Source organism: Priestia sp. USM5 (assembly GCF_058323215.1).
This window is the reverse complement of sequence record NZ_JBSGKN010000001.1, coordinates 2750813-2766313: the sequence shown is the minus strand read 5'-3', so window position 1 is coordinate 2766313 and position 15501 is coordinate 2750813. Positions and strand designations below refer to the sequence as shown.

Annotated in this window: 12 protein-coding genes; all 12 read left to right on the top strand. The window is 37.9% G+C overall.

The features are described 5' to 3' along the window. Positions 1-6: 6 nt before the first annotated feature. Positions 7-1020, top strand: a complete 1014-nt coding sequence (locus tag ACWATA_RS14910; protein WP_099330862.1) for a LacI family DNA-binding transcriptional regulator — start codon at positions 7-9, stop codon at positions 1018-1020. A 117-nt stretch (positions 1021-1137) separates the two neighbouring features. After that, positions 1138-2601: a tagaturonate reductase gene (locus tag ACWATA_RS14905; RefSeq protein ID WP_099330863.1), complete on the top strand. Its 1464-nt coding sequence runs from the start codon at positions 1138-1140 to the stop codon at positions 2599-2601. Positions 2602-2613: 12 nt separating this feature from the next. Continuing rightward, a complete protein-coding gene (locus tag ACWATA_RS14900; RefSeq protein WP_034264545.1) occupies positions 2614-4104 on the top strand; it encodes a UxaA family hydrolase in 1491 nt (496 codons plus the stop codon). 42 nt (positions 4105-4146) lie between these two features. Then, entirely contained in the window at positions 4147-5544 is a 1398-nt protein-coding gene (locus ACWATA_RS14895) for a glycoside hydrolase family 28 protein (RefSeq protein ID WP_223546531.1), read from the top strand. Between the two features lie 611 nt (positions 5545-6155). Beyond that, positions 6156-8105, top strand: a complete 1950-nt coding sequence (locus ACWATA_RS14890; RefSeq protein ID WP_154991441.1) for a beta-galactosidase — start codon at positions 6156-6158, stop codon at positions 8103-8105. A gap of 95 nt (positions 8106-8200) precedes the next feature. Then, positions 8201-9565 carry a glycoside-pentoside-hexuronide (GPH):cation symporter gene (locus ACWATA_RS14885; protein WP_033578731.1) on the top strand — a complete coding sequence of 455 codons (1365 nt, stop codon included), beginning with the start codon at positions 8201-8203 and terminating at the stop codon, positions 9563-9565. Between the two features lie 117 nt (positions 9566-9682). Next, positions 9683-9928, top strand: a complete 246-nt coding sequence (locus ACWATA_RS14880) for a DUF2164 domain-containing protein (protein WP_013082790.1) — start codon at positions 9683-9685, stop codon at positions 9926-9928. Between the two features lie 242 nt (positions 9929-10170). Beyond that, positions 10171-11667, top strand: a complete 1497-nt coding sequence (locus ACWATA_RS14875) for a CoA transferase (RefSeq protein WP_154991440.1) — start codon at positions 10171-10173, stop codon at positions 11665-11667. Between the two features lie 344 nt (positions 11668-12011). After that, positions 12012-12209 (top strand): IDEAL domain-containing protein, encoded by a 198-nt coding sequence (locus tag ACWATA_RS14870; protein WP_033578732.1) that lies wholly within the window; start codon positions 12012-12014, stop codon positions 12207-12209. Between the two features lie 226 nt (positions 12210-12435). Continuing rightward, positions 12436-12855 (top strand): universal stress protein, encoded by a 420-nt coding sequence (locus ACWATA_RS14865; RefSeq protein ID WP_028413689.1) that lies wholly within the window; start codon positions 12436-12438, stop codon positions 12853-12855. Positions 12856-13397: 542 nt separating this feature from the next. Beyond that, positions 13398-14774, top strand: coding sequence for a sensor histidine kinase (locus ACWATA_RS14860; protein WP_473049932.1), 1377 nt, complete (start codon positions 13398-13400; stop codon positions 14772-14774). Between the two features lies 1 nt (position 14775). Further along, entirely contained in the window at positions 14776-15456 is a 681-nt protein-coding gene (locus ACWATA_RS14855) for a response regulator transcription factor (protein WP_028413687.1), read from the top strand. Positions 15457-15501: the final 45 nt, after the last annotated feature.

The window sequence follows — 15501 nt, the reverse complement described above, 5'->3', positions numbered from 1 at the left end:
AATGAAATGGGTGTTACAATTAAGGATATTGCAAAACTAGCAAACGTATCACATACAACGGTTTCACGTGCATTAAACAATAGTCCGCTTATTAAAGAAAAAACAAAAAAGAAAATTTTAGAGATTGCAAATACGCTTAACTATATTCCTGATTATCATGCGAAAAATTTAGTGCTTCAAAAATCTCATACAATTGGATTGTTTTTTACGAGCATGGCAAACGGTACGTCACCAAGTTTTTTAGTAGATAGTATTAGAGGGGTAAGTAAAGTAATTGATGTTCAGTATAATTTATTTGTAAGAGGCATTGACGATTATGATGATTATACGTACATCAACAATAAACGCTTTGATGCGATTATTTTAATGAGTCAAAGCGACCGTGATAACGCTTTTATATATAACGTAGTAGAAAAAGGCATCCCGTTGATTGTGCTCAACCGTCAAGTTGACGATTCATCGATTATTAATATTTTGTCAAATGACAAAGAAGGAGCCTACAAAGCCGGCGAATATTTGATTGAATTAGGTCACAGGCATATTGCAATCATAGAAGGAATAGAAGGTTTTAAATCAACTCAACAGCGTAAGGAAGGATTTCTTAACTCGTTAATTGATCACAATGTTTCCATTCGCCAAGAGTATATGATTCAAGGAAATTACGATATGCAAAGCGGATATGAAGGAATGAAAGCACTGTTAAGGTTAAAGCAGCCGCCTACTGCTGTTTTTTGTTCAAATGATGATATGGCAATCGGTGCTATGAACGCCGCATTCGAGTCTGGGCTAAACGTACCGAGTGATATCTCAATTATTGGATTTGATGATATTGAATTAGCCAAATACACCACTCCTTCACTCACAACCGTTAAAAGACCAATCGAGAAAATCAGCATGACCGGAGCAGAAGCAGTTTTATCATTAATGGACAAAGATGACAAAAAGATGCTGCAAAATAAAGTTTTAATTAATACCGAATTAATGGTTCGCCAGTCTGTAAAGTCACGCTCATCTATGTAGCCGGTTATTTAGTATAACCGGCCCAAAAATGTTAACGTTAACATTTTTAAGAAATAAAACAATATAAAAAGCTATAAAAATAACAATGTTAATGTGTGCAAAAAAGGAGATGCTAACATGAAGTTAAACCGTCAGATGCAAGCTAACACACGTATATACCCAGAAAAAGTACTGCAGTTTGGAGAAGGCGTATTTCTAAGAGGGTTTGCTGATTGGCAAATTCATCAAATGAACAAACGCACTGCATTTAAAGGCAGTATAGTAGCTGTCAATCCGAGAATTACGGGAAATGCAGGTAAATTGAATGAGCAAGACGGTTTGTTTACGGTTTCTCTTCAAGGAATTCAAGACGGTAAAGCAGTCAAAGAACATGAAGTAATTGAATCTATTAGCCGAGGTCTAAATCCATATGAAGATTATGAGGCGTATATGCAATTAGCGGAGAAAGAAGAGCTAAGATTTCTTATTTCTAATACAACAGAAGCAGGTATCGCATTTTTAGAAGAAGACCGCTTGGAACATGCACCGCAAACGAGTTTTCCTGGTAAAGTTACGGCATTTCTATATAAGCGGTTTCAAGCTTTTCAAGGAGATCCAACAAAGGGACTTATTATCCTTCCTTGTGAATTAGTGGAGCGAAACGGGGATTTGTTAAAGAAAATGGTATTGCGCTATGCCGACAAATGGAATTTAGAGAAAAAGTTTACCGAATGGATACACGAAGCAAATGCTTTTTGCTGCACGCTTGTTGACCGAATTGTGCCAGGTTATCCAAACGATGAAAATCTGCTCAATGAACTGAGTTATGAAGATGAGTTTTTTGTGATCGCAGAGCCATTTTACTTATGGGTTATTGAGGGACCTGAGTGGGTAAAAGAAGAGTTTCCCGCGGAAGAAGCTGGTTTACATGTGAAATTTGTGGACGACATTGCACCATATGCGCTGCAGAAAGTCAGAATTTTAAATGGGATTCATACTGCTATGATGCCTGTTGCGTATTTAGCGGAACTAAATACGGTCAGAGAAGCAGTCGAAGATGATGTAATCGGAACGTTTATTCGAAAGTGTCTGTATGAAGAAATTATTCCTAGTTTACCAGTTTCGGAAGAAGAGTCTTTGCCAGTTGCTAAATCTGCATTAGAACGCTTTCAAAATCCGTTTATCCACCACGCATTAATGAGCATCTCTTTGAACAGCATGACAAAGTTTAAAACGCGAAACATCCCAACTCTTAAAGAGTACGTTGAAAAGCAAGGAGCGCTGCCGGCTTTGCTTACATTTTCTCTCAGTGCCCTCATTTCTTTTTATAAAGGAAAAAGAGAAGGAGAAAAAATTGAACTATCAGATGACCCTGCAGTTCTAGAAATGTATGAATCTCTTTGGAATACGTTTGACGGTACTGAAAAAAGCATTTCTTACATTGTAAAAGAAGTACTGGGATATAAAGAGCATTGGGGAGAGAATTTAAATACGATTCCTAGCTTAACAGAAGCCGTAACAAATGGAGTCTTAGCCATTGAAACTCTCGGAATGAAACAGGCAATAAAAGAAATTCTCTATGTAACCGCAACTAAACAGTAAGAGGTGAAGCATATGAAAGAAGTAATTCGTATTCATGAGGAAGATAATGTAGCAGTAGCTTTACGAGATTTTTTAGCACAAGAGAACCTTATGGTTGATGGAAAAGAAATTTCTCTAAAAGAAGAAGTAAAAAGGGGCCATAAAATAGCTCTTACGCCAATTTCAGCGGGCGGCAACATTATAAAATATGGTTTTCCAATCGGGCATGCGACGCACTCTATTTCACCTGGTGAATGGGTGCATACGCATAACACAAAAACAAATTTAAATAATGTTAACGAATATGAATTTCATCAAAAGTTAGCAGCTCCTAAAGAAAAAAAACAATCGCTAACGTTTAAAGGATATCGCCGCAAAAACGGAGACATTGGAATTAGAAATGAGCTTTGGATTATTCCAACGGTAGGGTGCGTAAATGGTATAGCCGAACAAATGATTAAACAGTTTCAAAAAGAAATAGGTGATATCTCGCCTTTTGAACATGTAACCGTTTTAAAACACAATTACGGATGTTCTCAGCTCGGTGATGATCACCTTAATACAAGAACCATGCTTACGAGAATGGTACAGCATCCAAATGCTGGAGGCGTATTAGTATTAGGGCTTGGATGTGAGAATAATAGCTTAACAGAATTTAAACAAGCGCTAGGTACAATTGATGAAAGCAGAGTGAAGTTTTTACAATCTCAAGACGTCGAGGATGAAATTGAGGCAGGAGTCACTTTGTTAAAAGAAATTTATGCTGCTGCTAAAGATGATAAAAGAGAAGACGTTGATATTTCCAGGCTGAAAGTAGGTCTTAAATGCGGTGGGTCAGATGGATTATCTGGTATTACAGCAAATCCGCTGCTCGGTAAATTCTCTGACTGGCTCATTGCTCAAGGAGGCACAACAGTTTTAACAGAAGTACCTGAAATGTTTGGTGCAGAAACCCTGCTAATGGAAAGAGCTGTTGATGAACAAACATTTGATAAAATTGTTCATCTGGTTAATGACTTTAAAACGTATTTTCTCAATCATAAACAGCCGGTGTATGAAAATCCTTCTCCCGGCAATAAAGCAGGCGGCATTACAACGTTAGAAGATAAATCACTTGGCTGTACTCAAAAAGCAGGCACGGCCCCAGTCGTAGACGTGTTAAATTACGGAGATCGCTTACAAACTAACGGTTTAAATTTACTAAGTGCTCCTGGAAATGATTTAGTTGCCTCAACTGCTTTAGCGGCTTCAGGGTGTCATATTGTACTGTTTACAACGGGACGAGGAACGCCGTTTGGAACGTTTGTGCCCACTATAAAAATTTCTACAAACACCGCTCTTTATAACAAGAAGCCGCACTGGATTGATTTTAATGGAGGGGTACTGGTTGAAGGTGACACAGAAGAAGCTACGTTAGAAAGCTTTATTGAGTACATGATCGGGGTTTCTAGCGGAGAGCTTGTAAATAACGAAAAAAATGATTTTAAAGAAATGGCCATTTTTAAAACAGGCGTTACTTTATAAATAAGTCGGTTACTAGATTGTTAAACGAAAGGGGAAAAGCTAGTGAAAAAATATGTGCTTTCTTTGTTTGTGATGACTCTGATGCTTATTTTACCGTTTTCTGCCCAAGGAGAAGCTCTTTCAGCAAGTGAAAAAATAACAGCAGTTAAAGAACAAATTCAGCCTCCTTCATTTCCGAACCGTACGTTTAATATTAAGCGGTACGGAGCAGCAGGAGATGGAAAGTCTGATTCAACGGCTGCTTTTAAAAAAGCAATCGAAGCGGCTAACAAAGCAGGAGGAGGGCGCGTTGTTGTTCCACCAGGAACTTATGTTACCGGTGCGATTTATTTAAAAAGCAACGTAAATCTTCATGTAATGAAAAAAGCTACCATTAAGTTTAGTCAAAATCCTGACAAATACTTACCTGCTGTCTTAACAAGATGGGAAGGCGTGGAGCTATATAATTATTCACCGCTTATCTATGCTTATAACGAAAAAAATATTGCGATTACAGGAGAAGGTACGTTAGATGGACAGGGTGATAACGAACATTGGTGGCCCTGGAAAGGAAAAAAGGAGTTTGGATGGAAAGAAGGCGAGCCCAATCAACAGCAAGATCGCGATTTGCTGTTTAAAATGGCAGAAGAGAAAGTTCCTGTTAAAGAGCGCGTATTTGGCAAAGGGCACTATTTGCGACCTAGTTTTATTCAGCCTTATCACAGCAAAAATATCATGATAAAAGGTGTAACCATTTTAAATTCGCCCATGTGGCAAATCAACCCTGTCTTAAGCGAGAACATTTTAATTGATGATGTAAAAATTATAGGTCATGGTCCTAATAATGATGGAGTAGACCCTGAATCGAGTAAAAATGTGCTTATTAAAGATTCTTATTTTGACAATGGAGATGATTGTATTGCGATTAAGTCGGGGCGTAATGCAGATGGAAGAAGAATCAACGTACCAAGTGAAAATATTATTATTGAAGGAAACGAAATGAAAGATGGCCACGGGGGCGTTGTGATCGGCAGCGAAATATCAGGAAGCGTCCGGAACGTATTTGCTCAGCACAATGTTATGGACAGTCCCAATCTAGACCGGGCGCTGCGTATTAAAACAAATTCAGTTCGCGGCGGAACGATTGAAGATATCGACTTTAGCAACAATACGGTCAAAAGCGTTGGCAGTGAAGTGATTCAAATAGACATGTACTATGAAGAAGGAGACACAGGGAATTTTACGCCCGTTGTTCGTAATATCAACATAGAAAATTTGCAAAGTAATGGAGGGAAATACGGCTTATGGATTCGAGCCTATGAACGTTCTCCCGTTACAAACCTAACAATTCGTCATTCTAATTTCCAGCATGTTGCAACCCCATTGTTAATGGAGAATGTAAAGAACCCTGTGTTTGAAGAGTTTTGTATAAATGGAAGCTGCATGAATACAAATCCGTAAAAGGGCGTGTTCATAATCAGCTGCAAGTAAGAGGTAGAACAAACGTATTTTAGCCCAAGAAGTATCCGCACAATGAATCGAGATTATCGATTCATTGTGCGGTCTTTTTTTTGTCGTGATGGTGAACGTAGGATCAATGTGTTAATAATGGTAAAAACCTGCTCTGGAATTTTTACTATTTTATAGATAAGTCAAATGACTCTTACTAATTGATAGATAACATGTATGAAAGAAATGACTTTTGAAGAGTGTTTTTTAAGCAATTTATTACCTAAATGTGGATGTGGGGAGTGTGAGGGAAGATATATAAAAGAATTATAAAAAACATTTGTCTTTGTAAGCGTTTTATTCTTTATTTTAATAAAGAGCAAAAAAAGGATGTTTTTCTCTAAATTTTTACCATTGAATATTTTGAATAAAGTTCATAAAATAAACTTGTAAGCGTTTTAAAAGATTAGAAAGTATGTATCTTAAAAGTTGAATAGAGAATTATTTATGAAGACAGGAAATGTGATTTTTTTGCTTTTGATCACCGTTTCCAAGAATACCTTAACAAGTAACAGCAAAACGTTCATTTAATGAAATAAAGAAATAGATAGGAGTAGAGAAAAATGTACATCGGCGTCGATTATTACCCTGAACATTGGCCAGAGAATATGATAGAAGAAGATATCCAAGGTATTAAAGAGTTAGGATCAAATATGGTGAGAATAGGGGAGTTCGCTTGGCATCTTATGGAGCCTAAAGAAGGGCAATATGACTTTTCTTTTTTTGATAGCGTTATCAATAAGCTTAAAAAACAGAGTATTGACGTTATGTTTGGTACCCCTACTGCCACTTTTCCGGCTTGGCTTGCGAAGCAGCATCCTTCTATTTTATCAAAAGATGAAAATGGGGCGGTCAGAGCATTTGGAGGAAGACGTCAATATTGTTTTAATTCTCCTCTTTACCGGCAGTATAGCGCTCAGATTACAGAACAACTAGTAAAGCACTACTGCTCAGAAGAAGCAATCGTAGCATGGCAAGTTGACAATGAATTTGGCCATGAAGGCAGTGATATGTGTTACTGCGAACAATGTCATAAAGAGTTTCAGCAGTTTTTGGAAAGAAAATATAAAGATATTAATGAGTTAAATGAAAAGTATGGCACTATTTTCTGGGGACAAACGTATAACGACTTTACCGAAGTGCCTATGCCTGTAAAAACAATTACGACACACAGCCCTTCGTTAAAGCTAGACTGGGCCCGCTTTCGCTCTTTTTCGTTAAACAGATACGCTCACGAACAAACAGCGATTGTGAAGAAATATAAAGGTGATCACCAGCTGTTGACCACGAACGTATCAGGAGGCTTTTTTGATAAATGGTTCGATCATGAAGAAAACCTAGAAGTAATGGACTTTGTATCCTATGATAATTATCCGGTATGGGGCGGTCAAACAGAGCCGATTACCCCGGCTCATATTGCACTAGGTCATGATTTTAATAGAGGCTTGTTACATAAAAATTTCTGGATTGTAGAGGAATTAATGGGTGCTCAAGGTCATGATATCATCGGTTATCTACCGCGACCTAATCAGGCAAAAATGTGGTCTTATCAAGCTTTTGCTCATGGATGCACGAATATGCTGTATTTTCGCTGGCGCGGAATGACAAGAGGAGCTGAGCAATACTGCTACGGAATTGTAGGTCACGATAATCACTATGGAAAACGTTACAAAGAAGTTCAGTCGTTATTTAGTGAAATCGTTCATTACGAACATGTGCTTGAGTCTGATATTAAATCGGAGATTGCCGTTTTATATGACTATGAAAATATATGGTCATGGCGTTTTCAGCAGCAAAGTGAAGGGTTTGACTTTACGCAAGAGCTTCTTAGAGGGTATACACCGTTTTATAAGTTGAATACACCCATTGATGTTATTCCTGCTACAAGAGATTTTTCAAGCTATAAAGTACTGGTTGTTCCGGCTTTGCAAATCATTGATAAAGAACTAGGTAAAAGATTTACTGAATTTACTGAAAACGGAGGCGTCATCGTTTTTACGTTTAGAACCGGCATTAAAGACAAACAAAATAATATTCACTTTAAACAGACGCTGCCCGGATATGTAAAAGAAATAACAGGGATTGAAATTCATGAAGTGGAAGCACTGTCTTCTACTCAAAAAGCAGCTATTAAAGGAAAAGGACCGTATGAAGGAGAACAAGCAAGTGCGTCCGTGTGGAGAGACATTATCACACCTGTAACAGCTGAAGTGCTGTATGAGTATGATGATCCATTTTATAATCAAGCGGCTGTAACAAAAAATCAGTTTGGTCGCGGGACGGTCTATTATGTAGGCTGTGGAATTGAAGGGAAAACGTTTGAAAAAATGGCGCTTGATATTGTAACAGAGCAGCAGATTGAGCATACGGAAAGTGAAGATGGAGTTGAAGTATATCCTCGCAAGCTTGGAGAGACAAGTTATTACTTCCTTATGAACCATACGCCAGAAGTAAAAGTATTTAAAGATATTGTTCTGCAGCCTTACGAAAGTCGAGTTGTAGAAAACATGTAGTAGCAACAGGACACTAGAATCTCATAAAGCAATGAGATTCTAGTCACTCATAATATGATATGAAAGCGTTTTATAGGAGAAGGGAGTTAGGTTACATGAACATGGGGGTACAGTCAAAAGTTTCTCTCAAAACCGTATTATCATACGGAATGGGGAGTTTTGGAAACAATATTATATATGCATTAACAAGTACATATTTAATGATTTTTTATACGGATAGTGTAGGATTAAATGCTGCAGCCGTAGGAACTTTATTTCTTATTGCTAGGATATGGGATGGGATTGCGGACATTATTATCGGAATGATTGTTGATAATACAGAAACGAGATTTGGTAAGTTTAGGCCCTATCTTTTAATAGGCGGATTTTTTGCAGCTGTTGCTACAGTCGCGTGTTTTATTAGTCCGGATCTTTCTCACACAGGAAAATTAATTTATGCTTATATCACTTATATCGCGTGGGGAACAAGCTTTGCTATCATGGATATTCCTTATTGGTCGCTTTCAGCAACGATTACACAAGATGTAAAAGAACGAAACAAAGTTGTGGCTTTTCCTAGAACCATTGCAGCAGTAGGGTCTTTATTTGCTAGTTTATTAACTCTTCCACTAGCTCATTATTTTGGAAACTGGTTTATGCTTAGTCTTATTTATGCGTGTATCTTAATGATTACAATGATTATTACATTTTCAGGAGTAAAAGAAAACTATACCGTAAAAAGACAGGAAAAGCAGACGCCAAAAGCAGTTTGGAACTTATTTATTCAAAATAAACCGTTGCGCTACCTAATTTTCTCAATGCTTTTAGTTGAAACGATTTTAACAATTCGAACTACGTTTTCTATTTACTATTTTAAATACAATTTAAATGCAGAGAATATCGCGTCTCTTTATTTAACCTTATTTTTTACAGCACAAATTGTAGGAGCGATCGCGTCTCCTTTCATTTCAAATAAATTTGGAAAGAAACGTGCAGCAATAGGGGGAATTGCCCTAAATGCTGTAGCCACTCTTACAATGTTTGCAACGGGTTTCCACGTTATGCCAGTAATGATTTTAAGCTTTTTAGCTTCTTTTGGCGGTGGGGTTAGTAACATTGCTCAAACATCTATGCTCGCTGACTGTGTAGAATACGGCGAATGGAAAACGGGGAACCGAGCAGAAGGAATGGTGTTTTCTACGAATATTTTCAAAACAAAGGTCGCTTCAGCAGTGGGTGGAGCAGTAGGTGGGTACATCCTTTCAGCAGTAGGGTACGTGCCAAATCAAATTCAGTCACACAGCACGCTCATTTGGATTGCTTTAATCTTTACGATTATTCCGGGTATTCTTTGCTTGTTATCACTTGTCCCACTCGTAAAATATGAGTTGACGGAAAAGAGATATTTAGAGATTTTACAGGATATGAAAAAACGCTCAAGCCGCATAAAAGAAAAACCGGCTATGAAAGTGTCTAGCTAATTCAAATCAACACAAGCATTGTACACAAAAATTACAAGAAAAAAAGACTGCATTTTCTCAGCTCCTCTTGCTATGATGTCAGGTAGACAGATATCAATGTAAAGAGGAGTTTTGTTTATGTTTATTAATTTTTCAAAAGAAGACAAAGATAAAATGCTGAATGAAATTCAAACGTTTTTTTATAACGAACGAGATGAAGAAATCAGTGAATTTGCAGCGGAAAATGTATTGGAGTTTATTAAAGAACATATAGGTCCTCATTTTTATAACCAAGCCATTAAAGATGCGGAAGATATTATGAACCAGGTCATGCTTTCTGCAGAAGAAAATTTACATGCATTAAAAAAACCAATCGAAAAGTAGTTCGAAAAAGAAAATATGAAATAGGAAAAAGCGTTTTATGTACAAAAACATAAAGCGCTTTTGTTTGTTTATGAAACAAATTATTTGTTCGCCCAAGTGATATATGATACATTCGTTTTAAGATAATATTAACGTTAACGTAAAGGTTATATTTAAAGTGTTTTGATTTAACTCGATGAGGGCATAACTTCAGCAAGCAGGGACATAATGAGGTAATTATATGAGGAAAGAAGGGACTACACATGAGCAACATTACGAAAGGTCAGCTAACAAAATCTATTGTGAAAGCAAATGAAAATCGTTTAACGGATAATAGTGATTTTGATATCTATCAAGAGCTGGAAAATGTGCTTCAAGGAGTCGGCTTATCAGCAAAAGACAGCGGAGGAAACATTACATTTTACGGAGAAGATCCGATTGTTCCTAGTACGCTGCGACTTGCCTCAGCAGCAGCTATTGCACTGGTTGCTAAGTCAGTAGCTGTCTCAAAAATTTGGAGAATATGCGGAGGAAAAGGTCAAGATATTCATATGGATTTACGAAAAGCGATCCGAAGATTATCACCTTTTTACGATAAAAAATGGGAAAAGCTTAATGGGTATGCCCCGAGTAAAGCAAATGATCCTTATAATCCATTAGGCTTTCGCTTTTATCAAACAAAAGACGGCAAATGGGTAATGCCGCTGAATCCGTATCCACGCTCTAAGCATGAAACGCTCAAGCTATTAAATTGTATAGAAGACTCTGATGCAGTGGCAAAAGCGATTCGCGGATGGAATGCAGAAGAATTGGAAAAAGCTGCAGCGGAGCGAGGAGTGATCATGCCTGTTGTGCGGACAATTGAAGAGTTTATGAATGAGTCCGTGTATGAAGAAATAGCGCAGCTTCCTTTGATTGAAATTGAAAAGATTGGAGAAAGTGAGCGAATTCCTTTTTCCAAGAATCCCAAAACGCCGCTAGATGGTATTCGAGCATTAGGGCTTGGTCACGTTATTGCAGGAGCAGGATTCGGTAGAGCTCTCGCTTTACACGGTGCGGACGTCTTAAATATTTGGAAGCCAATGGATTGGGAGCATGATACGATTTACGCTACGTCTAATGTCGGTATGCGCTCTTCAACGCTGGATATCGGTGAAAAAGAAGGAAAAGAAAAAATGGTTGAACTTCTACAAGGAGCAGATATCTTTTTTGCGAACCGTCGCTACGGATTCCTAGAGAGATACGGTCTAACAGCTGAAGAGTGTGCAAAATTAAAACCTGGAATCATCCACTGCACCGTTAACCTGCACGGAACGCAAGGAGATTGGGCAAAAAGAAATGGATTTGACCAAACAGCGGGAAGCGTAACGGGAGTCATGGCGTTAGAAGGATCGCCAGAAAATCCTAAGCTGCCTCCTATTGTAGTGGTAAATGATTATGCGGTTTCTTGGCTGCTTGAAGTTGGTGCTTTAATGGCACTAGAAAGAAGAGCAAAAGAAGGAGGCAGCTACCGCGTGCGTGTATCATTAGATCGCGTATCTTTATGGATTTTATCAATGGGCATCTATGATAAAACATATGCTCATCAAACAGCTGGTTCGTCAGAGAAGCATGAGTACATTGCACCGGATCTCTTTACAGCCCAAACACCTTTAGGATTGTACCAAGGGCTTACAGAACAAATCGAAATGTCGGAAACTCCAGGGGAATATAAGACGGTTCTCGTTCCTCGAGGTTCTTCACGCCCAGAGTGGTTGTGATAACAAGAGGCTGAGACAAAATTATTTTAGTGGAAAGAAAATCCGAACGATGAATCGAGATTCTTGATAAAGGATCCAACTCGTTCGGATTTTTTTGTTATTGTGATGAACGTAGGTTTCGTTTATGTGGGTAGATGCTTCTAGCGCTTGCACGGAAATCAACAGCGGTGTCACAAGCGGTTCAGCTCATGTATCCAATTTGTTTGTCTTTAGATTGAATTAATTTCGCTATGTCTTAATCTCGGTTTTTGGGGGTCAAATTTAAAATGAAAAATAAGAAAAAATATTTGAATAATTATATGATTTCTTATATAATAGCGAAAAGGATGAGGAGTTGACTTGTAATGGAAAACTATACGTCCCGCAAAATGACACGAGAAGAAGTAAAAGTATCAGACGCGACAGTAGCTCAACTAGTGCTAAACAAATCTCTTCGTGACTTTAAAAAAGCACAGCTTTTACTGCAAATCGATCAGTCTTTAGAAAAAAGAGATAAAGAAACTTTTTTACGTTTAACTGAAGAGTTAAAAGAAGTTTGTTAAATAACCTACTAACATAAACAATCAGCCTTTGCTTCTAGTGAGCAAAGGCTTTTCATATGGAAAAAAACGGATAAATGTTTTGTTTTTTCTGAAAGCGGTAAAAGTATAGTATGGATGATAAAGCAAAAATCAAGAAGTCTCTTACTTTATTATTTTTTGCTTTATCATCTACAGCATCTAGATGGTAATACATCATGAAAGAACAAAAAGAGAGAGGGTTCTTGATATGTATAACAAAATCTTAGTCGCCTTTGATGGTTCCGCACCTTCTATTCGTGCTCTTCAACATGCAAGTAAACTAGCTGAAAGCGTAAATGCTAATAAGCTGACAATTGTACATATTAAGGAAAGAATTCACTTGCAGCAGCCTGTTTTTAGCGTTGACTTGGACGCACTGATAGAAGAAGAAAACCGCGATATTTTATCTGAAGCTCACAATCATTTAACTCAATCAGGTATTCCATATGAGGCATACGGTGTAGAAGGCACCGCTTCAAAGAAAATTATTGAATACGCACGTGACAATCAACAAGACGTCATTGTAATAGGAAGCCGAGGAAAGGGCTTTGTTAAAGAGACCTTTCTAGGAAGTGTAAGTCACGAAGTTGCTCAATCCGCAGAATGTCCTGTTATTATTGTTAAATAAAAAGAGGCTGAGGCAAATTTAGTTAAAGAAAAATCCGAACGATGAATCGAGATTCTTGATGAAGAATCCAACTCGTTTGGATTTTTTTATTGGTATGGTGAACGTAGGTTTCATGTATATAGTTGCTTCTAGCAGTTGATTGGAGGGTAAGACGAAGACTCCTGCGGGGAAAGCGGAACAGGTGAGACCCCGCAGGAGCGGAAACAACGAGGAGGCTCAGCGGCCGCCCGCGGAAAGCGAAGTCTTGCACGGAAATCAACTGCGGTGTGACCAGTAATTTATACTAGCTCCCTTATCCAATTTGCTCGTCTTTAGATTAGAGTGATTTTGTTATGTCTCAATCTCTTTTTGCTTTTGGATTATGTATTGCTGCACGCTTCGTAAGTTCGAAATTTGCTGTATGATAAACTTACTTCATACGCTAAGCTGTCAGATACCCGTGGTAAAATGTCAAAGAATAACCGTTATTTAATTAGGTATGTTTTATTCTGCACAGTTTCTTCATTTATTACTTTTATAATGAAAGCAAGGGATGTGAATAAATGAATCGTATTTCTATTAAGCTTGGACTCTTGTTTTTAATGTTCATTTTACTAATTGAAGCCGCTCTCTTTTTCTATTTATATAGCGGTCTTGCCAATACACGAATTTCAGAGGAGCTGCAAAGCTTGCGTTTAAGAGGAAACAGTCACCGGGAAGTATTAGAGAAGCATCATGATTCGGCGACGCTTAACCATGTTGCACTGATGGAATCAGAAGCAGAAACTGATGTTATCATAACGGATAAAACAGGGAAAATTATCAGTTCATCTAGACCTTTAATTCAAGGTGCAAGAAAAGCAGTAGAGAAATGGAAAGGAAAGTCTCTTACATATAAAGGTGAAATTATGCAAGGCGACTGGAAAAGCAAACCTTATATCGCCACGGCATCACCTATTAAAGAAGGCCATCAACAGTTCGGAATGGTTTATATGTTTAAAAACACAAAGGATATTCACGAAATGATTGCGAGACTACAGCATCATTTTTACGTAGCGGGAGCTGTGTCCGTTTTATTTTCCATTGTGACTATTTTTGCTCTGTCTAAATTTATAACCGCTCCTTTAATCAAAATGAAAAAAGCAACTGAGAAGCTGAGTCAAGGAGATTTGTCTGTGAAACTTGGCGCTCATTCAAGAGATGAACTTGGACAATTAGGAATGTCCATTCAGTCGTTAGCGAATGAGCTGCAGCGGTTACGAAAAGAGCGAAATGAATTTTTAAGCAGCATTTCACATGAACTTCAAACGCCTTTGATGTATTTAAAGGGCTATGCAGACGTAGCAAGAAGGCCTTCTAATACACCGCAAGAACGTGATAAGTACCTTGCTATTGTGGAAGAAGAAGCAGGAAGAATTTCACAGTTAGTCAAAGATTTGTTTCAGCTGGCGCAGCTGGATCAGCATACATTTTTTATTCAAAAACAAAAAGTAGAGCTAGCTATGTATTTGCACACCGTATGCGCGCATTTTCATTTAGCTTTAAAAGAAAAAGAGATGGAGCTGGAGATAAGCTGCCCTCAAGGTCTTTACGTTTCACTAGATCCTGAAAGATTTCAGCAAGTGATTATCAATTTACTTGATAACGCAATGAACTATTCAAAAGAAGGGACCAAAATTGATTTAAGTGTAAAAAAATCAGCTGAATCATTGACAATAACTCTTAAAGATCAAGGAATAGGCATTCCAGAAAAAGATCTACCTTACGTATTTGACAAGCTGTATCGAGTGGAAAAATCCCGCTCGAGAAAAAGCGGAGGATACGGATTAGGCTTATCAATTGTAAAGGAGATTGTAGAAGCTCATGGAGGAGAAATAACAATCACAAGCGAGACGGGAAAAGGTACGACTGTAGAGATTGTATTAAGAAAGGATGGATAGGATGGCAACTATTTTATTAGTAGATGATGAAGCAAGGATGCTGGATTTACTAGAACTTTATCTGCTGCCAAACGGATTTACATGTATAAAATTTGAAAAAGGCACAGAAGCGCTGCGCTATCTTTATGAAGGTAACAAAGCAGATTTGATGTTATTAGATATTATGATGCCAAGCGAAGATGGGTGGGAGATTTGCCAAGAAGTAAGAAAAATGTCTGATCTACCTGTCATTATGCTCACAGCCCGCAGCCAAACATTAGATGTAGTAAAAGGATTAAATATAGGGGCAGACGACTATATTACCAAACCGTTTAGCGAAGAAGAATTGGTTGCACGCATCGGTGCGGTTCTTAGACGTTCGTTAAAGGAAAAACATGAAATCACCTACAAAGGGTTAGTATGGAGCAAGGAAAATCACGTATTACAATATAAAGATCAGCAGATTCAAGTAACGCCTAAAGAGTTTGAATTGGTGGGGTTACTTCTTCAGCATTTAAATCGTGTGTTCAGCCGAGACGACTTGCTTGTGTTAGTGTGGGGATATGAGGCGGAGATTGGAGACCGTACTATTGACTCCCATGTGCGAAATGTTCGGGATAAGCTTAGAAAAGCGGGCTTTCCCGTAGACGAATACTTGCAAACCGTATGGGGAATAGGCTATAAGTGGGTTGATGTTAGTTGAAAATGATATGAGCATAGCTACTGAAATTGGTGAAAAGATAAAGTA

Coding starts and splice junctions, on each gene's coding strand:
- ACWATA_RS14900 (WP_034264545.1), top strand. CDS start 2,614: ATGAAAGAAGTAATTCGTATTCATGAGGAAGATAATGTAGCAGTAGCT.
- ACWATA_RS14855 (WP_028413687.1), top strand. CDS start 14,776: ATGGCAACTATTTTATTAGTAGATGATGAAGCAAGGATGCTGGATTTA.
- ACWATA_RS14880 (WP_013082790.1), top strand. CDS start 9,683: ATGTTTATTAATTTTTCAAAAGAAGACAAAGATAAAATGCTGAATGAA.
- ACWATA_RS14860 (WP_473049932.1), top strand. CDS start 13,398: ATGAATCGTATTTCTATTAAGCTTGGACTCTTGTTTTTAATGTTCATT.
- ACWATA_RS14865 (WP_028413689.1), top strand. CDS start 12,436: ATGTATAACAAAATCTTAGTCGCCTTTGATGGTTCCGCACCTTCTATT.
- ACWATA_RS14870 (WP_033578732.1), top strand. CDS start 12,012: ATGGAAAACTATACGTCCCGCAAAATGACACGAGAAGAAGTAAAAGTA.
- ACWATA_RS14905 (WP_099330863.1), top strand. CDS start 1,138: ATGAAGTTAAACCGTCAGATGCAAGCTAACACACGTATATACCCAGAA.
- ACWATA_RS14875 (WP_154991440.1), top strand. CDS start 10,171: ATGAGCAACATTACGAAAGGTCAGCTAACAAAATCTATTGTGAAAGCA.
- ACWATA_RS14890 (WP_154991441.1), top strand. CDS start 6,156: ATGTACATCGGCGTCGATTATTACCCTGAACATTGGCCAGAGAATATG.
- ACWATA_RS14910 (WP_099330862.1), top strand. CDS start 7: ATGGGTGTTACAATTAAGGATATTGCAAAACTAGCAAACGTATCACAT.
- ACWATA_RS14885 (WP_033578731.1), top strand. CDS start 8,201: ATGAACATGGGGGTACAGTCAAAAGTTTCTCTCAAAACCGTATTATCA.